Source organism: Pseudidiomarina terrestris, assembly GCF_030466405.1.
GTDB lineage: Bacteria > Pseudomonadota > Gammaproteobacteria > Enterobacterales > Alteromonadaceae > Pseudidiomarina > Pseudidiomarina terrestris.
This window is the reverse complement of the sequence record NZ_JAGGJF010000002.1, coordinates 433965-452560: the sequence shown is the minus strand read 5'-3', so window position 1 is coordinate 452560 and position 18596 is coordinate 433965. Positions and strand designations below refer to the sequence as shown.

Genomic DNA, 18596 nt, shown 5'->3' with positions numbered 1-18596 from the left:
CCATGGCGGCTTTTTTATAGACTAAGCACAACCGACTAAAACAATAATAACATGACGGAACACTAAGGTTATGACACGTCCTAAACTGATAGCCAGCCGCTGGTCCAGCCGCATGGCGTTTATTCTTGCCTCAACCGCAGCCGCTGTGGGCCTGGGTAATATCTGGAAATTCCCCTATATCACCGGTGAAAATGGTGGCGGGGCTTTTGTTCTGGTGTACCTGCTTTGTATCGCCGTGATTGGTATTCCAGTGATGATCGCTGAAATTGTGATTGGCCGTCGCGGTCGCCACAGTCCCGGCATCGCTGCGCGTGAAGTCGCACTGGAGTCGGGCAGTAGTAGTGTCTGGCAAATTACCGGTTGGCTCGGCATGGCGACAGGCTTTTTAGTGTTAAGTTTTTATGCGGTTATCGCGGGCTGGGCAGCAGCCTACATTTACGAATCCGCCAGTGGCGCTTTTCAGGGCCAGTCGGTCGCTGAAATCAGTGGCATTTTCGATCAATTGGTGAGTTCCTCACTGCGCTTAACCCTTTGGCATGCGCTTATTTTGGTTGCTGTTGCAGTGGTCGTGGGTAAAGGCCTCAAAGATGGCCTGGAGCGCACGGTGAAATGGATGCTGCCGATCATGGTGGCATTGCTCATCCTGATCGCCATTTACGCCGCGTCCATCGGTGACTTCGCCGGCGCCATGAGCTTTATGTTTGCCCCGAATTTCGATGATTTATCCATCAATGCCATCCTGCTGGCACTTGGCCATGCGTTTTTCTCGCTCGGCTTAGCTTCAGGTGTGGTTATCATGTACGGCGCCTACTTGCCGCGGGAAACTTCAATCGTACAAACCACAATGTGGGTTGCATTGGCTGATACCTTTGTTGCTTTACTGGCTGGCTTAGCTATCAATTGTCTTTGGCAGCCAACTACCGCCAGAAGCTGGGCCTGGCTTAATCTTTAAGAGCTTACCAGTGGCGTTCAGTACCATGCCGGGTGGCGTCCTGGTCGGCACCGCGTTCTTTGTGATGCTGGTCATTGCCGCCTTTACCTCTGCAATTGCAATGATAGAATCCGCAGTCGCTTTTCTGGAAGAAAAGTGCGACTGGGGCCGCTGGAAAGCGACTATCGTCGCAATAGCAACATTGTGGTTGCTAGGGCAGGTGACCATTTATTCCTTCGCGGGGGCTCCCTGGACGCAAATTGATGTACAGGTTCCCGGGAAACTATTAGGCAGTTGGTTTGATGTGATTGATTACGCCACTGGCTCAGTGTTGCTTCCGTTGGGCGGCTTATTACTCGCCTTGTTCAGCGGCTGGGTGATGACCCGTTCAGCCAGTCAGGACGAACTTGATACAGCGCCGATGATTTTCCGTGCATGGCTGTTTATGGTGCGTTGGTTTGCGCCGGTCATCATAATCATTATTTTCCTGCAGTTGGTGGGCGTACTTAATCTTTAATAGTACGCCATCCTGTAACTGTGATTAATTAAAAGACATTAGAGATAACTATGCGAAATCAATCCCTTACAGCTTTTAAAGAGCCGAGCTTGCTGCAGGCTACCATTCCGTTGCTGGTTCTCATTTGCACTCTGGCTGGGTCGGTTTTTCTATTTGGCGAAGACTCGTCCTACGGGCCCAACCAAATTGCGCTATGGGTGGCCGGTGCCGTTGCGGTGGTCATAGGTTTTGTCAATAACTACCGTTGGGACGACATCGAAGAAGGTATTAAAGAAGGGGTCTCCGTTGCTCTGGGGGCCTTGCTGATTATTCTCGCGGTAGGCTCGCTGATTGGTACCTGGTTGTTATCCGGCACGGTACCGACCATGATTTATTATGGTTTGGAGCTACTTAACCCAAGTTGGTTCTACGCCGCCAGCGCGCTAATTTGCGGCATCATCGCGCTAGCCATTGGTAGTTCATGGACCACCGCCGCAACCATCGGTGTTGCCTTGATGGGGGTCGCAGCAGGGATGGAATTATCTCCCGGCATTACTGCCGGCGCAGTAGTTTCCGGGGCCTATTTTGGCGATAAAATGTCACCTTTATCAGATACCACAAACCTGGCACCTGCGGTGGCCGGTACCGAATTGTTCGCGCACATTCGTTACATGGTTTACACTGCGGGGCCTGCTTACCTTATCTCGCTGGTGTTGTTTTTCTTGCTGGGTTTAAATGTTGAAGCTACCACAACCAGTGCGCTAAAACTCGAGACCATGCAGCTGGAACTGACCAACGCTTATAATATTGGTTGGGAAATGTTGGTGCCACTCTTGGTACTATTGTACCTGGCCGCGACCCGCAAACCTGCTTTACCCACGGTATTCTTTGGTGCCTTGTTGGGTGGTGTATGGGCTGTCATCTTCCAGCCCGAGCTAATCGAGGAACTTGCCGATGACGGCTCTGCTGTCGCGTCACTCAAAGTGGTCTGGATGGCGCTGACCGATGGCATCGTGGTGGAAACAGGTAGCACGCAACTTGATTCACTTCTCAGTGGCGGCGGTATGTCCAGCATGCTCAATACCGTGTGGTTGATTCTCAGCGCCATGACCTTTGGTGCAATTGTCGAAAAAATCGGTCTATTGCAACGTCTTATCTCGGGCGTGCTTGGCTTCGCCAAATCCACCGGTAACTTGATTGCAGCGACATTATTTACCTGTTTTGGTGCTAACTTGCTTACCGCAGACCAATACATGGCCATCGTCATTCCAGGTCGTATGTTCCGCGAAGAATATGAAAAACGCGGGCTTGATGCGCGCGTTCTCTCTCGTACTCTGGAAGATAGCGGTACCCTGACTTCAGCGTTGATTCCATGGAACACCTGTGGTGCGTTCATGATGGGAACGCTGGCAGTAAGTCCATGGGAATACGCACCATTTGCATTCTTTAATTGGTTAACGCCGCTCATCGCAATGTTTTATGGTTACACGGGGATTCGTATTTTACACCGTGACAGAGCACCTCATTCACCGATTCACGCAAGTAGTTAAGAGCCGTTATGTCGAAGAAGTTAGCTAAGTTCCGGAGCGATTATCGCGCTCCGGCATTCTCTATTACAACCGTTCATCTTGACATCGATCTTGATGAGAGAGCCACACAAGTGCGTTCGCAGTTACACTTAGAGCGGAAGAATTCAGGTCCTTTAGAACTGGATGGTGAGCAGCTAAAATTAATCAGTATCAAAATTGATGGCAAAGTACTGCCACCGCAAAACTATGAAGTCACCGATAAGCAGCTCATCGTTCATGAGCTTCCCGATAGCTTCGAAATGGAACTTGTCACTGAGATCGATCCAAGTAGCAACAGCGCGTTAGAAGGTTTGTACAAATCTGGCGGAGCTTTTTGCACTCAGTGTGAGGCCGAAGGTTTCCGCCGTATTACCTATTACCTCGATCGCCCCGATGTGCTGGCGGTGTTCACGACTAAGATCTCAGCCGATCGGGAACTCTATCCCTATCTGCTGAGTAACGGCAATCTGGAGAGCTCCGGTGAGTTAGACGGAGGCCGTCATTATGCCACCTGGCATGACCCTCATCCTAAACCCGCTTATTTGTTTGCCTTGGTGGCAGGTAACTTTGATCGTCTGGAGGATCATTACCAGACGAGCGAAGGGCGTGACGTACGCCTGGAGATTTTTGTCGATAAAGGCAACCTGAGCCGGGCCGAATACGCAATGGCAGCGCTAAAACGTTCAATGCAATGGGATGAAGAACGTTTTGACCTCGCTTATGACCTCGACCGGTATATGATTGTGGCAGTAGACTTTTTCAATATGGGCGCTATGGAAAATAAAGGGCTCAATATTTTTAACTCGAAATATGTCTTAGCCGATCAAATGACAGCCACCGACTGGGACTTTGTTCATGTCGAATCTGTCATCGGTCACGAGTATTTCCACAACTGGACCGGTAACCGTATCACCTGTCGTGATTGGTTCCAGCTCAGTCTGAAAGAAGGCCTGACGGTTTTCCGTGATCAGGAGTTCAGCTCTGACCTGGGTTCACGTGCGGTGCACCGCATTGATGCTGTGCGCGTCATTCGCAGTTTTCAGTTCAACGAAGATGCCAGTCCTATGGCACATCCTATTCGTCCCGATAAAGTTGTGGAAATGAACAACTTTTATACGGTGACGGTTTACAACAAGGGCGCAGAAGTGATTCGCATGCTGCACACCTTATTAGGAGAACAGGGCTTCCAGCGCGGCATGCGCTTGTATCGTGAACGCCATGATGGCCAGGCCGTGACCTGTGAAGACTTCGTTGCCGCTATGGAAGCAGCTAATGATTTCGATTTAACCCAGTTCCGCCGCTGGTATAGTCAGGCCGGCACCCCTGAAGTTCGGATCGCGCAACATTATGATGCCCAGCAGCAACAGCTCACGCTTAACTTTCAACAACTCACACCAGCGACGCCAGGGCAGGAAGAAAAATTCCCTCTGGTGATCCCGTTACTGTTCAGTGCCTACGACGAAAAGGGCTCGCGTATCCAGCTAACAGCAAAGGACGAAGTTGTTGAACATGAGTCTGGCAGTCAACTGTATACCTTGACCGAAACCACAAGCTCGCTGACGTTCTCCAACGTCGAACAGGAGCCAATCATTGCCTGGCTGGAAAACTTCAGTGCGCCTGTGAAGCTGCAGACGCCACTAACAACAGTAGATTTAGAGCTGTTGCTAGGTCATGCTGAACAAGAGGTGACACGCTGGGAAGCCGCTCAGCAAGTCTACCTGAAGGCATTGCAAGAGGCCGTCGACACAAATCAGGCGGCGCAGCTGTCGGAATCACAGTACACCGCCTTAAAGAAAGCTTTGCATGCGCCTCTCGATGATGCACTGAAAGCGCTTATTTTTACTTTACCAAGCGCTGAAGAATTACTTGAGTATTACACTGAAGATGCGCCACTTGATGCTATTGAACTGGCGGTTACCAGCCTCGCTAAAACGGTCGCCGATGAATTATCCGACGACTTCGCCGAGTGTTTCGCCAAGCTCGATAGCCAGCCCGATGATTTAAGTGGCAAAGCGATGGCGGCTCGTGCCTTACGCCAGCGCTGTCTGTACTTTTTGGCGTTGGCACAACCCCAGCAGTATAGCGACGAGGTTGCCGAACAAGCATGTCAGCAGGGCAACATGACCCTGCAACAGGGCGCATTAGAAATTGCCGTGCAACACCAGCTCCCATGTGTAGAGCAAGTGCTAGCGACCTTCGCTGAGCAATGGCAGGATACGCCTCTGGTGATGGATAAGTGGTTTGCTGCGCAGGCGAACGCGCTGCACGACACTACTGTTGAGCGGGTCACCCAGCTCATCGAGCACCCCAAATTTTCCTTACGCAATCCGAACCGCGTCTACGCATTACTTGCCAATTTCAGCCGCAACAGTCTACGCTTTCATCAGCAAGATGGGGCAGGCTATAAATTATTGCAAAGCATAATTACGCAACTGAATACCTTTAACCCTCAAGTTGCGTCGCGTTTGATTACGCCGTTTATGCAATGGCGCAGATTCGATACAAGACGCCAGCAAATGATGAAGGAATGCCTGTTGCAGCTGCAACAACTTCCTGATTTAGCGCCAGATCTTGATGAAAAGATTGCGAACGCGTTGCAGCAGTAGCGAGTAAAAACCAAATATTCATGCATGAACCCATGCATAATCATGTTCAGGCCACGTCATACGTGGTCTGAACACTGATTTTTCCACCGAATAAGCATTGAATAGCTTAGGTAAATGTCCGACAATACGAGTTATCACAGTTTTTGGTAAAAATACAAAACCGCGTTCACCTCAAAAGGTTACAAGGATATTTAGCATGAACTCCGTTGGCGACAGCCAGACTCCCGTAATATTGCAAAAAGTGGCCGCTCTCATTCAGCAACGTGCAACTGACCGCGCTGATATCATTCAAGACTTTGCCCTACGTATGTTTCGCAATGTGTCGTCAGACGAACTGGCGCAACGCAATGACAGCGACCTTTACGGTGCGATTATGGGGCTCTGGCACAGTTTCAATGAGTATAACCCAGGCGATAAAGCCCTGATCAAAGTCTACAATCCGGAAGTAGCGCGACATGGTTGGGAATCTGCCCATACCATCATTGAAATCATCCAGACCGATATGCCATTTATGGTGGATTCCATTCGCATGGCATTGTCACGGCTGGGCATCAACTCGCACCTGTTATTGCATTTGCCACTAAGTCACGAGCGTGACGAACAGCAGCGTATCACTAACCTGCTGAAAGCGGGGACCCGTGGCGATAACGAAGTTGATACCGTATTCCTGATTGAAATCGATCGTCAAACCAGCAAAGACGCCATTGCCCAACTAAAACGTGAGCTGGCATCAGTGATGGACGATGTTACTGCCTCTGTTACAGACTGGCAGCCGATGCGTGAACGTCTTGCCACAGTCGCTGAAGAATTAAGTGATATTAACTACCCGGGCGACGCCAAAGAGCTAAAAGAAGCACAGCGCTTTCTGAAATGGCTGGCGAAAGATAACTTCACCCTGATGGGCTATCGCCGCTATGACTTAAAGGCGGTTGAGGGCGATCACCTCATTTGTCAGATCAGTGACTCAAGTCTTGGCTTGATGCGTAAATCTGCAAACAACAAAGAGCGCCTGGTATCCTCGCTGCCGGAGGTAGCGCGCGAGCTGACCTTTGATAATACTCTGTTGCTGGTCACCAAAACCAACTCCAAATCACGGGTTCATCGTCCAGCCTATTGCGACTATATCGGCGTCAAACGCTTTGATAAAAACGGTAAAGTCATTGGTGAAGATCGCTTCATCGGTCTTTATTCGAGCAGTTTCTATAACAACAGCGCCCGTGATGTACCGCTGGTCAGCGAAAAAATTAAGCGAGTTATGGATGTCTCTGGCTTTGCCCAGAACTCACATGCAGCGAAAGCCTTATTAAATATCCTCGAAACCTATCCGCGTGATGAAGTGGTGCAAGCCACTGAGGAAGAACTGCTTGATGTAGGTCTGGGTGTTCTGCAAATGCAGGAACGCGATATGACCCGACTGTTTGTGCGTCGCGATATTTTCGGTCGCTTTGCATCCTGTATGGTCTATGTACCCAAAGAGCGTTACAACACCTTGTTGCGCCAGAAGACCCAATCGATTTTAGCGGAAACCCTGGATAGCAATTACGACGTGGAATTTACCACGTATTTTTCTGAATCAAATCTGGCCCGCACCCATTATACGGTTCGCGTTGGAGACCACGTACAGGATATTGACGTGAAAGAATTGGAACACGATCTGGTTGAAGCGGCACGGACCTGGGAAGACAATTTTGAACGTATTTTGCGCAGCACTTTCGGTGAATCGAAAGCGAACGCTTTAAATAAGAAATATGCCAACGCCTTCCCACGTGCGTACAAAGAAGAAATCTTACCGTCGGTCGCCATTGCTGATATTCAGCAGTTAGAAGCCCTCGATAAAGACCATAAGCTTGGCATGCTGTTCTATCGTTCCCGTGAGGAAAATGAGCAGAGCAAGCGTATCCGCTTGAAATTGTTCCATAAAGATGAGCCAATTCACCTGTCAGATGTGTTGCCGATGTTGGAAAACTTTGGTCTTCGCATCATTGGTGAAAGCCCGTATCAGATCAAAGCCACCAACGGTGATGTGTTCTGGGTATTAGATTTCCAGATGTTGCACAGCAATATCAAACTGGATCTTGAGGCCAGTCGCGACGTCTTCCAGGAAGCTTTTGCGCATGTCTGGAAAGGCCACTACGAAGATGATGGCTTCAACCGTTTGGTACTTAGCGCTGGCCTGACAGGGCGCCAGGTGGTGATTTTGCGGATGTTGGCAAAATACATGCGTCAAATCGGTACCACGTTCAGCCAAAGTTACATCGAAAGTACGTTCAGTAAGTACCCGGTCATTGCGACCCTGATCGTGAAGCTTTTCTATAGTAAGTTTGAGCCAAGTACGAAGAGCCGTAACAAGAAGGTTGAGGCGCTGGAGACCCGTATCACCAGCGAGTTGGACAATGTTGCCAATCTGGATGATGACCGGATTTTCCGCCGTTATGTCGAGCTTATTCTGGCCGCATTACGTACGAACTTCTTCCAAAAAGATCAAAACGGCAATGAAAAGCCTTATATTTCAGTGAAGTTCTTGCCAGAGCAAGTTCCTGAAATGCCTTTGCCTTTGCCCAAATACGAAATTTTCGTCTATTCACCGCGCGTTGAAGGTGTCCACCTGCGTGGTGGTAAAGTTGCCCGTGGCGGCCTGCGCTGGTCGGATCGCCGGGAAGATTTCCGTACCGAAGTGCTGGGGCTGGTTAAAGCGCAGCAGGTTAAGAACACGGTTATCGTGCCGGTAGGTGCGAAAGGTGGCTTCTATTGCAAGCATTTACCAGAAGAGCGCGAAGCGTTTTTCGAAGAAGGTAAAGAGTGTTATCGCACCTTCATCCGTGCGTTACTGGATATCACCGATAATATCGTTGGTGGTGAAGTACAGCCGCCGGTAGATGTGGTGCGCCATGATTACGACGATACCTATCTGGTTGTTGCCGCCGACAAAGGCACGGCAACCTTCTCTGACATCGCCAATAGCATTTCAGCAGAATACAATTTCTGGCTCGGCGATGCTTTTGCCTCAGGTGGCTCGGTGGGTTACGACCACAAGAAAATGGGCATTACCGCACGTGGTGCATGGGAGTCCGTGAAACGGCACTTCCGCGAGATGGGCGTTGATTGTCAGACCACTGATTTCACTGCAGTGGGTGTCGGTGATATGGCCGGGGATGTATTTGGAAACGGCATGCTGTTGTCAAAACATACTCGTCTGGTGGCCGCATTTAACCACCTGCACATTTTTATCGATCCTGAACCTGATGCGAAAAAGAGCTACGCGGAACGCGAGCGCTTATTTAACTTACCACGCTCTTCCTGGGAAGATTATGATAAGTCGTTGATTTCAAACGGTGGTGGCGTATTTCCCCGAAACGCGAAAGCGATCGAGCTAACGCCTGAGTTGAAAAAGCTGTTCAACACTCAGAAAAAATCGATGACGCCGACGGATATGATCCGCGCAATCCTGACTCTACCTGTCGATTTGCTTTGGAACGGCGGTATCGGAACCTACGTCAAATCGACCAAAGAGAGCGATAGCGATGTTGGCGATCGTGCTAACGATGCCTTACGCGTCAACGGCAAAGAGCTGCGGGCGAAAATTGTCGGCGAGGGCGGTAACCTGGGCCTGACTCAGTTAGGTCGTATCGAGTACGCCGGCAACGGTGGTCGCATCAATACCGACGCTATCGATAACGTAGGTGGTGTCGATTGCTCGGATAACGAAGTTAATATCAAAATTCTGCTTAACGGCCTGGTTGCCGACGGTGATTTGACGCGGAAACAACGTGACAAATTGTTGTTCGATATGACCGACGAAGTTTCGCAAATCGTATTAAAAGACTGTCACCGTCAGTCCCAGTCTATTTCTGTGACTGCTTTACGCGGCTCGGACCAGGTCAAAGAGCTGCAACGCTTTATCCATCACCTGGAACGCGAAGGGCAGTTAAACCGCAGTCTGGAATTTTTGCCAGATGACGATGAGCTGGCAGAGCGCCAGGCGAGTGGGAAAGGCTTTACTCGTCCGGAATTGGCGGTCATCACGGCTTACGGCAAGATGGTACTAAAAGAAAGTTTGCTGGACGAAGCGGTCATGGCTGACCCATTCCATGCGCGTTCTTTAATTAATGCCTTTCCTAAACCTCTGCATGAACCTTATGCGGAAGCGATGGAAGCGCACCCATTGCGGGCACAAATTATCGCCACTCGTCTTGCCAATAATATTGTCAACGATATGGGGCCAAACTTCGTATTCCGTAAAATGGACGCCACAGGTGCTACCGCTGCAGAAGTTGCCTCTGCTTATGTGGTGGCACGAGAATGCTTCGATTTACGTGGTTTGATGGAGCAAATTGAAGCGGGCAATAACAAGATTCCGGCAGATATTCAGAATCATATGCTGTTCCAGTTACGCCGTGTAGTACGCCGGGCGACGCGTTGGTTCTTGCGCCACCGTAAACCAGAACTGACGACAATCCAGGAACGTCTTGATTTTTATCAGGGCGCATTCAAGGACTTGCGCAAGAATGTATTGGATTATCTGATTCCGGACGAACGTGCAGGTCTTGAAAAAGAGATCGAACGTTTAACTAAAGCCGGTGCACCAGAGAAACTTGCACAGCAGATTGGCACCTTGTCGACGGTGTTCTCGGCGCTTGATATCGCAGATATCGTGCACGAAACAGATCGTAAAGTACGCAGCGTAGCCTTAGCGTATTTCCACCTGGGCGCGCGTGTTTCTCTGCATTGGTTCCTGGAACAAATCAATACGCAACCGGTAGATAACCACTGGCAGGCGTTGGCAAGAGCGGCTTTCCGCGAGGAACTGGATTGGCAGCAACGTTCACTAACTCTGAGCATGCTGAAAAGTGGCGATGCCAAAGTGGAAGGTCTTGAAGTTCTGGATGAATGGATGGCCGATAATCAGGTCTTTGTCGATCGCTGGTTGCATATGTTGTCCGACTTCCGTACTACCAAGACCCACGAATTCGCGAAGTTCTCAGTGGCATTGCGCGAACTTATGTTACTAAATCATAACTGTACGGTGACCAACTAAGATGTACGGACTGGCTAAGGCGTGGCTGTTTCGAAAAGATGCGGAAGAAGCGCATGATTTGACCTTGCAGCTGTTGCGACGCTATACGGATACGCCTTTAGCGTTATTCTGGCGGCAAAAGGTCGCGCCGAAGCCGGTCAAAGTTATGGGCATCGAGTTCCCCAATCCAGTCGGCCTGGCGGCGGGCCTGGACAAAAATGGCGAATGTATTCGTGCCTTCGAGCAAATGGGCTTTGGCTTTATCGAAATCGGTACGATCACGCCCAGGCCACAACCTGGCAACCCAAAGCCGCGACTGTTCAGATTGCCAGAAAAAGACGCCATTATTAACCGTATGGGCTTTAACAACAAAGGTGTCGACTACCTGATTGAACAGGTGCGCCAGGCAAACTTTAAGGGTGTGCTTGGAATTAATATTGGTAAGAATAAAGACACCCCCGAAGAAAATGCGGTGGATGATTATGTGTACTGTATGCGCAAAATTTATCCCTATGCGACTTACATCACAGTCAATATCTCTTCGCCAAACACTCCTGGACTGCGCTCATTTCAACATGGTGCAGCGCTGGATAAGCTGTTAAGCATATTAAAGAAAGAACAGGCGGCACTCACCACTAAACACAACAAATACGTGCCACTGGCGGTAAAAATTGCTCCTGATTTATCTGATGATGAGTTAGCAGCCATGGCGACTGCTTTTATCAAGCATGACATCGATGCGGTGATTGCAACCAATACCACTCTAAGCCGGGATGCTGTTGCCGGACTTGAGCATGCCAATGAAGCAGGGGGGTTAAGTGGCGCTGTGCTCTTTGAAGACAGTACCCGAATCGTCCGCAAGCTGTCTGGCTTGCTTAATGGGGCGCTACCGATCATCGCCGTGGGCGGGGTCGATTCGTACTCAGCCGCTAAAGCTAAGTTAGCTGCCGGAGCCAGTTTAGTGCAGATTTATTCAGGCTTCATTTATCAAGGACCGAAACTTATCCCGAGTATAGTGAATCGCTTGTAATTTGATCGTATCTTAGCTATGTTAATCAGCATCTAATAACTATAAAAGGTACAAACGTGCACGCATCTCAGCATTGGCGCTGGATATACGACCCCGAGCAAGACCAGCTCGTCGTTGAACTAGACCACGGTCTTGTGCACACGTGTCCCTACAAATCTTCACGCTTGATCCCATTAAAACCTATGCACGCAGCATTCACTATGGATGATGCGAGTTGTTTCCAGGAGTTCTACGACGCGCTGTCAGCTTACGAACTTTGGGATCCAATGTTGCTGACTCAGGCAGCCCTCAACCGCACGATTTTAGACCGTTTCGGCCGTCCGCAAATGCCGCAGAGCTGGTATTTTCAGAGCTGCGATGAGCTGCCGAATTACGATTTAGAATCCGGCGCTTTAATTGAGCTAAACTCTGGTACTGAGACAGGTATCTTCGTCATTATGACAATGGATGATGAGTTCGCGGAGTGTATGCTGTTATCAAATGGCATGACGTTGTCAGACGTTAAAGTCATGCAGCAGTTTGAGTCTGTAAAAGTTTTGCTGAATCGCTTACAGCCAAGTCACTATTTGCAGTTACATCTCGACGACGATCATTTGCGCCACGCTTAACCGAGAGTCCTGTTTTGCAACGTTTCAAATTTTTCTCAGTTGCTGTCCTGATTTTGGTCGGCATTAGTAGTTGCGAGCAAACGATGCCCAAACAAGGTTCACACACCACCACATTACGTATCATGGAAACCAGTGATGTCCATGGTCAGTTACTTAGCTACGATTATTTTGCTCAGGCAGAGCAACCAGGAATGGGTCTGCTTGCGACTGCAGAGCTGATCCAACAAGCGCGAGCTGAGCAGCCTTTGCATGTTCTCATCGAAAATGGTGACTTGATACAAGGCTCGGCGCTTACCGACTGGGCCGTAGCAGAATTCCCAATTACCAGCTCCACACATCCTGTTATCCGTCTGCTGAATGCTCTTCATTATGATGTCGCTAACCTAGGCAATCATGAGTTTAACTTTGGTCTGGATTATCTGGCTCACACCTACCGTGATGCAGAGTTTCCGGTGATCAGTAGTAACCTCAACCTGTTGCAGAACGCACCGGACGAGCTGCAACAGCGCCTGCGTAAAATTGGCTGGGTTAAGCGGGAGGTGACCACCGATGCGGGGCAATCCATTCCTTTAAAGATTGCAGTGATAGGCGTATTGCCACCACAGATCATGCAGTGGGATCAGCAGCACCTGGAGCACCAGGTGACGGTCAATGATATGCTCACCAGCGCCCAGGCAGCAGCATTGCAGGCACGCGACCAAGGCGCTGATGTGGTGGTATTGGCAGCCCACACGGGGATGCCTAAAGACACTGCAAATCCAGAAAACAAAGAGCAGACCGGCTGGTTGCTGGCAGGCATCAGTGACATTGATGCAATACTCCTTGGCCATCAGCACGAGATTTTTCCCGGTACAGAGGTGTATGACCTGCTACCGGAGGTTGATAGCAGCAAAGGGACCGTTCGTGGTGTCCCTGCGGTACAGCCCGGAGTCTATGGCAGTCATCTTGGCTTAATTGATTTGCAGCTAACTTATGATTTTGCCGAGCAGCGCTGGCAGGTTAGCGATTTCGTGGTCGAAAGCCGACCCGTAACAGAGCAGGGCGCCACGAACCCCCGACTGCGTGAGTTGGTGGCAGATGCTCATCAGGCAACACTGCAGTTTGTCGAGCAGCCGGTGGGACAAACCGCGCAGCCATTAAGTTATAAGACGGCACGCTGGCGTCCCAGTAGTGCCGTTCAGTTCGTCCAGCGCGCGCAAGCCTGGCAGGCGGAACAGCTGATCAAAGCCAACGACTTACCAAGTTTACCTCTGTTAAGCGCAGCAGCTCCTTTTGATGCTGCTTATGCTGCTGAGGAATCAGCAACTCATATCGCCGCCGGAGAAATTACCCGTGGAGCAATAGGTGATCTTTATCGTTATCCAAATACCCTGGACGTGGTCAAAGTGAATGGTGCGCAGCTACGAGCATGGCTCGAACGCAGCGCGGAAGGCTTTACCTCAGTCGCAAACCTGGACGAGGGTGCCCCCTCTTGCTGGGAGCTGATTGATCGCGACGTACCCCATTATAACTTTGATACTATTTTGGGAGTCAGCTACGCCATTGATGTGCGCAAGGCGGTCGGTCAGCGGATTGTCGAGCTGAGCTATGCCGGGCAAGCGGTTAGCGATGACCAGGAATTTTATGTGGCGACCAATAATTACCGCGCTAATGGCGGCGGCAACTTTCCACATCTGGACGGACAGACGGTCGTCGCGCGTGGCGCTGACATGCTGGCAGATGTACTGTTAGGATATATTGGATCACTGCCTGAACGGCGCTATACAAAAGATTTGGAACAACATTGGAAGGTTATCGGAATTGGTTGCGGGGGCAGGATTTGAACCTACGACCTTCGGGTTATGAGCCCGACGAGCTACCAGACTGCTCCACCCCGCGTCCGATGCTGCGCATGTTACCAAGCTTTCAGGTAAACGCAATGCTTATTTCCTGCAACTGCTGAATATTTAAACAAATCCCGTTTGACTGCTGCTTTTTAGCACAATTGCGACAATACAGTGCGCTCTGCATCACGTATAATTGAAGCGTTTTCTATCGACTATCGACGCAAAAAAGGATTACCCAGACTATGACGTCAGCTTTGCAGCTCTTTGCAACCTGTGCCAAAGGCCTTGAGCCACTATTGTTCGACGAACTCCAACGTCTGGGCATTGAAGATGTGCAACAAACCCTGGCGGGATGTCGCTTTACCAGCGACCGAGAAGGCGCCTATCGGGTTTGCCTATGGAGTCGCCTTGCCAGTCGGGTTCTGCTGCAACTGGGTCAGTGCCCGGTAGGAAATGACCTCGGTGCCGTAAGTGCCGCGGTCGCCGCGACCCCGTGGCAGGAACACATGGATGCGACACAGTCCTTTGTGGTCGACTTTACTGGCCAAAATCAACAAATTCGTCATACCCAGTTCGGTTCGCAACTGGTTAAAGACGGCATCGTCGACTATTTTCGTGACGCCGGTCTGGGCCGGCCTAACGTCGACAAAGCCGACCCCGATCTGCGCATCAACGCGCACTTGCAGCGTGACCAGCTAACCTGGTACCTGGATTTAAGTGGTGAGGCCCTACATAAGCGAGGTTATCGCCTGCAGCAAGGCGCAGCGCCGTTGCGTGAGACGCTTGCCGCAGCTATCGCGATCCGCGCAGGTGTCACCACTGACACTGACATTATCGTTGACCCGTTTTGTGGCTCCGGTACCTTGTTGATTGAAGCAGCGATGATTATTCTCGAACATGCGCCGGGACTACGCCGTGATAACTGGGGCTTCCGTTACTGGAAACAACACCAACCTGAGCTCTGGCAGCAACTCCATGAGCAGGCAGAAGCAACCCACAGGCAGGCAAAAGAAGCGTCTTCGCTGAAGTTGTATGGCTCTGACACCGATCCCAGAGTACTCGCCATCGCTGATCAAAATGCCGAGCGGCTGGATCTCAACGGCTTCTTCCACTGGCAAACCTGTGACGCGACTAAAGTTGCGGCTCCAGTGCTGGAAGAAGGGCAACAGAATGCCTTGGTCATCTGTAACCCTCCTTATGGCGAGCGCCTCGGTGAAGAAGTCGAAACTTTGCTGCTGTACCGTCGTTTTGGCCAGCGCTTAAGACAGGCATTCCAGGGCTGGCAAGTGGCTTTGCTGGCAGGTGATGAAGGGCTGCTAAAACGGGTCAAAATGCGCAGCCATAAAAAATATAAGCTCTACAATGGCGCACTGGAGGTCGTTCTGGCGCTTTATGACTTAACTAAAGAACAAGTTGAGTTTACCAAAGAGCAATCCAGCGATCTCGCTAACCGACTGAAGAAAAACTACCAAAAACTTGAAAAATGGGCCGCAAAAGAAGGGGTTAGTGCCTGGCGGTTGTATGACGCGGACCTGCCTGAGTACAATGCTGCGGTCGATGTTTACAACGAGCATGTGGTGATTCAAGAGTATGCAGCCCCCAAAGACATCCCGCCTGCTGTGGCCAAGGAGCGTCTGTGGTTTCTACTCGACACCCTGGCTGAAGAACTGCCATTTGCCGCCGCAAACATGCACTTAAAAGTGCGTCAGAAGCAGGCCGGTAAGCAACAGTATCAGCGTCAACAACTGCGGGGCATCACCACCATTGTGCATGAGTACAATGCGCAGTTTAAAATCAACCTGAGTGATTATCTGGATACGGGGCTATTTCTTGATCATCGCTGGGCGCGTCGCAAAATTGCGGAGCTAAGCCAGAACAAAGTGGTGCTGAACCTGTTTGCCTACACCTGCAGTGCTTCAGTGCATGCAGCCCTGGGCGGCGCTCTTAGCGTTACCTCTGTGGACTTATCCAAAACCTATCTGGGCTGGGGCGAAGAGAACTTCCGTTTAAACGGTTTACCGTTACGCCCGCATAGCTTTATTCAAGCCGATTGCACGCAGTGGCTGCAAAAACAGCCGCCGCAACAGCGTTTTGACGTGATCTTTCTCGATCCACCGACGTTTTCGAACTCAAAACGCATGCAGGACGTTCTCGATACGCAGCGCGACCACGTGCAGTTACTGAAGCTTGCCGGCCGTTTGCTGAAAGACGATGGCGTTATTATTTTCTCGACTAATAAGAAGAAATTTAAGCTTGACCATGCCGGACTTGCGGATGCCTTTTTGCAGGCTGAAGATTGGACCCAGCGGTCCATCAGTCTTGATTTCGCGCGACATAAAGGCATCCATCAATTATTTAAGGTGACCCAAAGTGTCGACTGATTTTTATTTGCTGACTAAGCCTGAGTGTCCACTTTGCAATCAAGCTCTGGCACAGCTACATCAGCTCGAGCTGGAGGAACCCATTCGCCTGCACTGGGTTGATATCAGCACACAGCCGGAACTGCTTGAAGAATACGCCTTGCTGGTGCCCGTATTGGTGCGTGAGGCAGACGATGCAGAATTACGCTGGCCTTTTGGTGAGCAATTAATGGAGTTTGTAACAGTATGACGGTTTTACGTGTTCAACAGGCACAACTGGCGTTTGGCCGGGAGCCCATTTTAGACCGCGTCGATTTAATCATCGAAGCAGGCGAACGGCTTTGTCTGGTCGGTCGTAACGGCGCAGGCAAATCAACCTTGCTGAAGGCGATCTCCGGTGATATTCAGTTAGACGATGGCAGGATTCAGAAAGTAGGCGACACCGTCGTTGCGCGACTGCCGCAGGATCCGCCGGCCAACTCGGAACAACGGGTCTACGATTATGTCGCTGAGGCATTGGCGGAAACCGGTAAAGTTCTGAAAGACTACCACGACGTTTCGCAACGCCTGACTCAGGAGCCAGAAAACGAAAAATTATTCACCCAACTGGCGAATCTGCAAACTCAGCTGGAAGCCGCAAATGGCTGGCAACTGCAAACCCGGATTGAACAAACCTTGACCCGCTTGGGGCTGGATGAGAACGCCTCCATGGCTGCGCTCTCCGGTGGCTGGTTGCGACGCGTCGCCTTAGCACGGGCGCTGGTGGTCGATCCTGATCTGCTGTTACTGGATGAGCCAACCAACCACCTTGATATCGACATGGTACGCTGGTTGGAAACTGTATTACTGGAATTTAGGGGCGCGGTACTCTTTATCAGTCACGACCGGATGTTCATCCGGCGCCTGGCCACTCGTATTATTGACCTTGACCGCGGTCAGCTGACCTCATTTCCCGGTAACTACGACAGCTACCTTAACGCAAAACAAGAATTGCTCGAGGTCGAGGCTAAGCATAATGCTGAATTTGATAAAAAACTGGCGCAGGAAGAGACCTGGATCCGACAGGGCATAAAAGCCCGGCGTACTCGTAACGAAGGGCGGGTTCGGGCGTTGCAGGCACTCCGCGCTGAGCGCAAGCAGCGTCGCGAACAACAGGGATCAGCGAAACTTGCGGTGCAAGAGTCACAGCGATCTGGAAAACTCGTTTTCGAAGGCGAGGACATGAGCTTAAGCTTCCCGGATCAGCAGATTTTCAAAGACTTCAGCCTCACTCTGCAGCGTGGTGATAAGATCGCGCTGGTGGGGCCCAATGGTTGTGGCAAGAGTACTTTGATTCGGGTGATTCTGGGCCAGCAAAACATAGATTCCGGAACCATTAAGCTGGGCACGAATCTGGAAGTGGCTTACTTTGACCAACATCGTGCCAAACTGGATCCACAAAAATCTGTTGCAGAAAATGTCGGTGATGGTAAACAGGACGTGACCTTTAACGGTCGCACCCGGCATATTCTGAGTTACCTACAGGACTTTTTGTTTGCGCCGCAACAAGCCCGCACACCTGTGCATGCGCTCTCCGGTGGCGAGCGCAACCGGGCGCTGCTGGCCAAACTATTTTTGCAGCCCAGCAACTTACTGGTGCTCGATGAACCGACCAATGACCTGGATATCGACACCCTCGAGCTATTAGAGCAGATCATTGCCGATTATCAGGGAACAGTGATTCTGGTAAGTCATGATCGTGAATTCGTAAACAATACCGCCACCAGCATTCTGTTATTCGAAGGTGCCGGTAAAGTCACTGAAATCGTCGGTGATTTTAATGATGTTGAGCATTATCTGATGCATCAGACACAGCAGGGAACTAAACCCATTGCCCGGCAGTCAGAAAAGCCTGCAAGCAAAGGTTCAGAGCCAGCGAAGAAAAAGTTATCCTATAAGCTGCAACGTGAACTTGATATGCTACCCAAACGCATCGAATCACTTGAAGCTGAACAACAGGAATTACAAGCACAAGCCGGTAACGCTGAGTTTTATGATCAGCCGCATGAAGTGACAGGGCCAGTTCTGGAGCGGTTATCCGTTCTGGAAGAAGAGCTCATTACTGCGCTTGAGCGTTGGGAAGAACTCGAAAATTTACAAAAAGAGAGCAGTTGAATC

The 18596-nt window shown here is 50.5% G+C and carries 11 protein-coding genes and 1 tRNA gene; 11 read left to right on the top strand and 1 reads right to left on the bottom strand.

Features of this window, described 5'->3' with window-relative positions; translation table 11 throughout:
• The first annotated feature begins 70 nt into the window (after nucleotides 1-70).
• The 8 genes from J6J34_RS12475 (at nucleotide 71) to J6J34_RS06405 (ending at nucleotide 14076) form a co-directional block, all read left to right on the top strand.
• Complete coding sequence (locus J6J34_RS12475; RefSeq protein WP_335342631.1) at nucleotides 71-952, top strand: sodium-dependent transporter; 882 nt, start codon at nucleotides 71-73, stop codon at nucleotides 950-952.
• 10 nt (nucleotides 953-962) lie between these two features.
• Nucleotides 963-1448 carry a hypothetical protein gene (locus tag J6J34_RS12470; RefSeq protein WP_335342630.1) on the top strand — a complete coding sequence of 162 codons (486 nt, stop codon included), beginning with the start codon at nucleotides 963-965 and terminating at the stop codon, nucleotides 1446-1448.
• 50 nt (nucleotides 1449-1498) lie between these two features.
• Complete coding sequence (gene nhaC, locus J6J34_RS06430; protein ID WP_301898668.1) at nucleotides 1499-2977, top strand: Na+/H+ antiporter NhaC; 1479 nt, start codon at nucleotides 1499-1501, stop codon at nucleotides 2975-2977.
• An 8-nt stretch (nucleotides 2978-2985) separates the two neighbouring features.
• The gene (gene pepN, locus J6J34_RS06425; protein WP_301898667.1) at nucleotides 2986-5601 is read left to right on the top strand and encodes an aminopeptidase N; all 2616 of its coding nucleotides are present in this window, start codon (nucleotides 2986-2988) and stop codon (nucleotides 5599-5601) included.
• 196 nt (nucleotides 5602-5797) lie between these two features.
• Nucleotides 5798-10636, top strand: coding sequence for an NAD-glutamate dehydrogenase (locus tag J6J34_RS06420; RefSeq protein WP_301898666.1), 4839 nt, complete (start codon nucleotides 5798-5800; stop codon nucleotides 10634-10636).
• A 1-nt stretch (nucleotide 10637) separates the two neighbouring features.
• Entirely contained in the window at nucleotides 10638-11645 is a 1008-nt protein-coding gene (gene pyrD / locus J6J34_RS06415; protein WP_301898665.1) for a quinone-dependent dihydroorotate dehydrogenase, read from the top strand.
• Nucleotides 11646-11701: 56 nt separating this feature from the next.
• Nucleotides 11702-12253 (top strand): cell division protein ZapC domain-containing protein, encoded by a 552-nt coding sequence (locus J6J34_RS06410; protein WP_301898664.1) that lies wholly within the window; start codon nucleotides 11702-11704, stop codon nucleotides 12251-12253.
• A gap of 83 nt (nucleotides 12254-12336) precedes the next feature.
• Nucleotides 12337-14076, top strand: a complete 1740-nt coding sequence (locus tag J6J34_RS06405; RefSeq protein ID WP_301898662.1) for a bifunctional 2',3'-cyclic-nucleotide 2'-phosphodiesterase/3'-nucleotidase — start codon at nucleotides 12337-12339, stop codon at nucleotides 14074-14076.
• On the opposite strand, the gene J6J34_RS06400 is transcribed toward J6J34_RS06405, so the two are convergent.
• Nucleotides 14055-14131, bottom strand: a tRNA-Met gene (locus tag J6J34_RS06400). The two genes, J6J34_RS06405 and J6J34_RS06400, sit on opposite strands and share 22 nt — an antisense overlap.
• A 190-nt stretch (nucleotides 14132-14321) precedes the next feature.
• On the opposite strand from J6J34_RS06400, the gene rlmKL reads away from it, so the two are divergent.
• The 3 genes from rlmKL to uup are packed head-to-tail and all read left to right on the top strand — an operon-like array spanning nucleotide 14322 to nucleotide 18593.
• On the top strand, nucleotides 14322-16460 hold the full coding sequence (gene rlmKL / locus J6J34_RS06395) for a bifunctional 23S rRNA (guanine(2069)-N(7))-methyltransferase RlmK/23S rRNA (guanine(2445)-N(2))-methyltransferase RlmL (RefSeq protein WP_301835697.1): 2139 nt from the start codon (nucleotides 14322-14324) through the stop codon (nucleotides 16458-16460).
• Nucleotides 16450-16689 carry a glutaredoxin family protein gene (locus J6J34_RS06390; RefSeq protein WP_301720300.1) on the top strand — a complete coding sequence of 80 codons (240 nt, stop codon included), beginning with the start codon at nucleotides 16450-16452 and terminating at the stop codon, nucleotides 16687-16689. Before rlmKL ends, J6J34_RS06390 begins: the two co-directional genes overlap by 11 nt.
• Nucleotides 16686-18593, top strand: a complete 1908-nt coding sequence (gene uup, locus J6J34_RS06385; RefSeq protein ID WP_301898660.1) for an ATP-binding cassette ATPase Uup — start codon at nucleotides 16686-16688, stop codon at nucleotides 18591-18593. Before J6J34_RS06390 ends, uup begins: the two co-directional genes overlap by 4 nt.
• The last annotated feature ends 3 nt before the right edge of the window (nucleotides 18594-18596 follow it).

Excerpts from the sequence above, each read along its gene's own strand:
- J6J34_RS12475 (WP_335342631.1), top strand. The coding sequence starts at position 71 with ATGACACGTCCTAAACTGATAGCCAGCCGCTGGTCCAGCCGCATGGCG.
- nhaC (WP_301898668.1), top strand. The coding sequence starts at position 1,499 with ATGCGAAATCAATCCCTTACAGCTTTTAAAGAGCCGAGCTTGCTGCAG.
- pepN (WP_301898667.1), top strand. The coding sequence starts at position 2,986 with ATGTCGAAGAAGTTAGCTAAGTTCCGGAGCGATTATCGCGCTCCGGCA.
- J6J34_RS06420 (WP_301898666.1), top strand. The coding sequence starts at position 5,798 with ATGAACTCCGTTGGCGACAGCCAGACTCCCGTAATATTGCAAAAAGTG.
- pyrD (WP_301898665.1), top strand. The coding sequence starts at position 10,638 with ATGTACGGACTGGCTAAGGCGTGGCTGTTTCGAAAAGATGCGGAAGAA.
- J6J34_RS06405 (WP_301898662.1), top strand. The coding sequence starts at position 12,337 with ATGCCCAAACAAGGTTCACACACCACCACATTACGTATCATGGAAACC.
- rlmKL (WP_301835697.1), top strand. The coding sequence starts at position 14,322 with ATGACGTCAGCTTTGCAGCTCTTTGCAACCTGTGCCAAAGGCCTTGAG.
- uup (WP_301898660.1), top strand. The coding sequence starts at position 16,686 with ATGACGGTTTTACGTGTTCAACAGGCACAACTGGCGTTTGGCCGGGAG.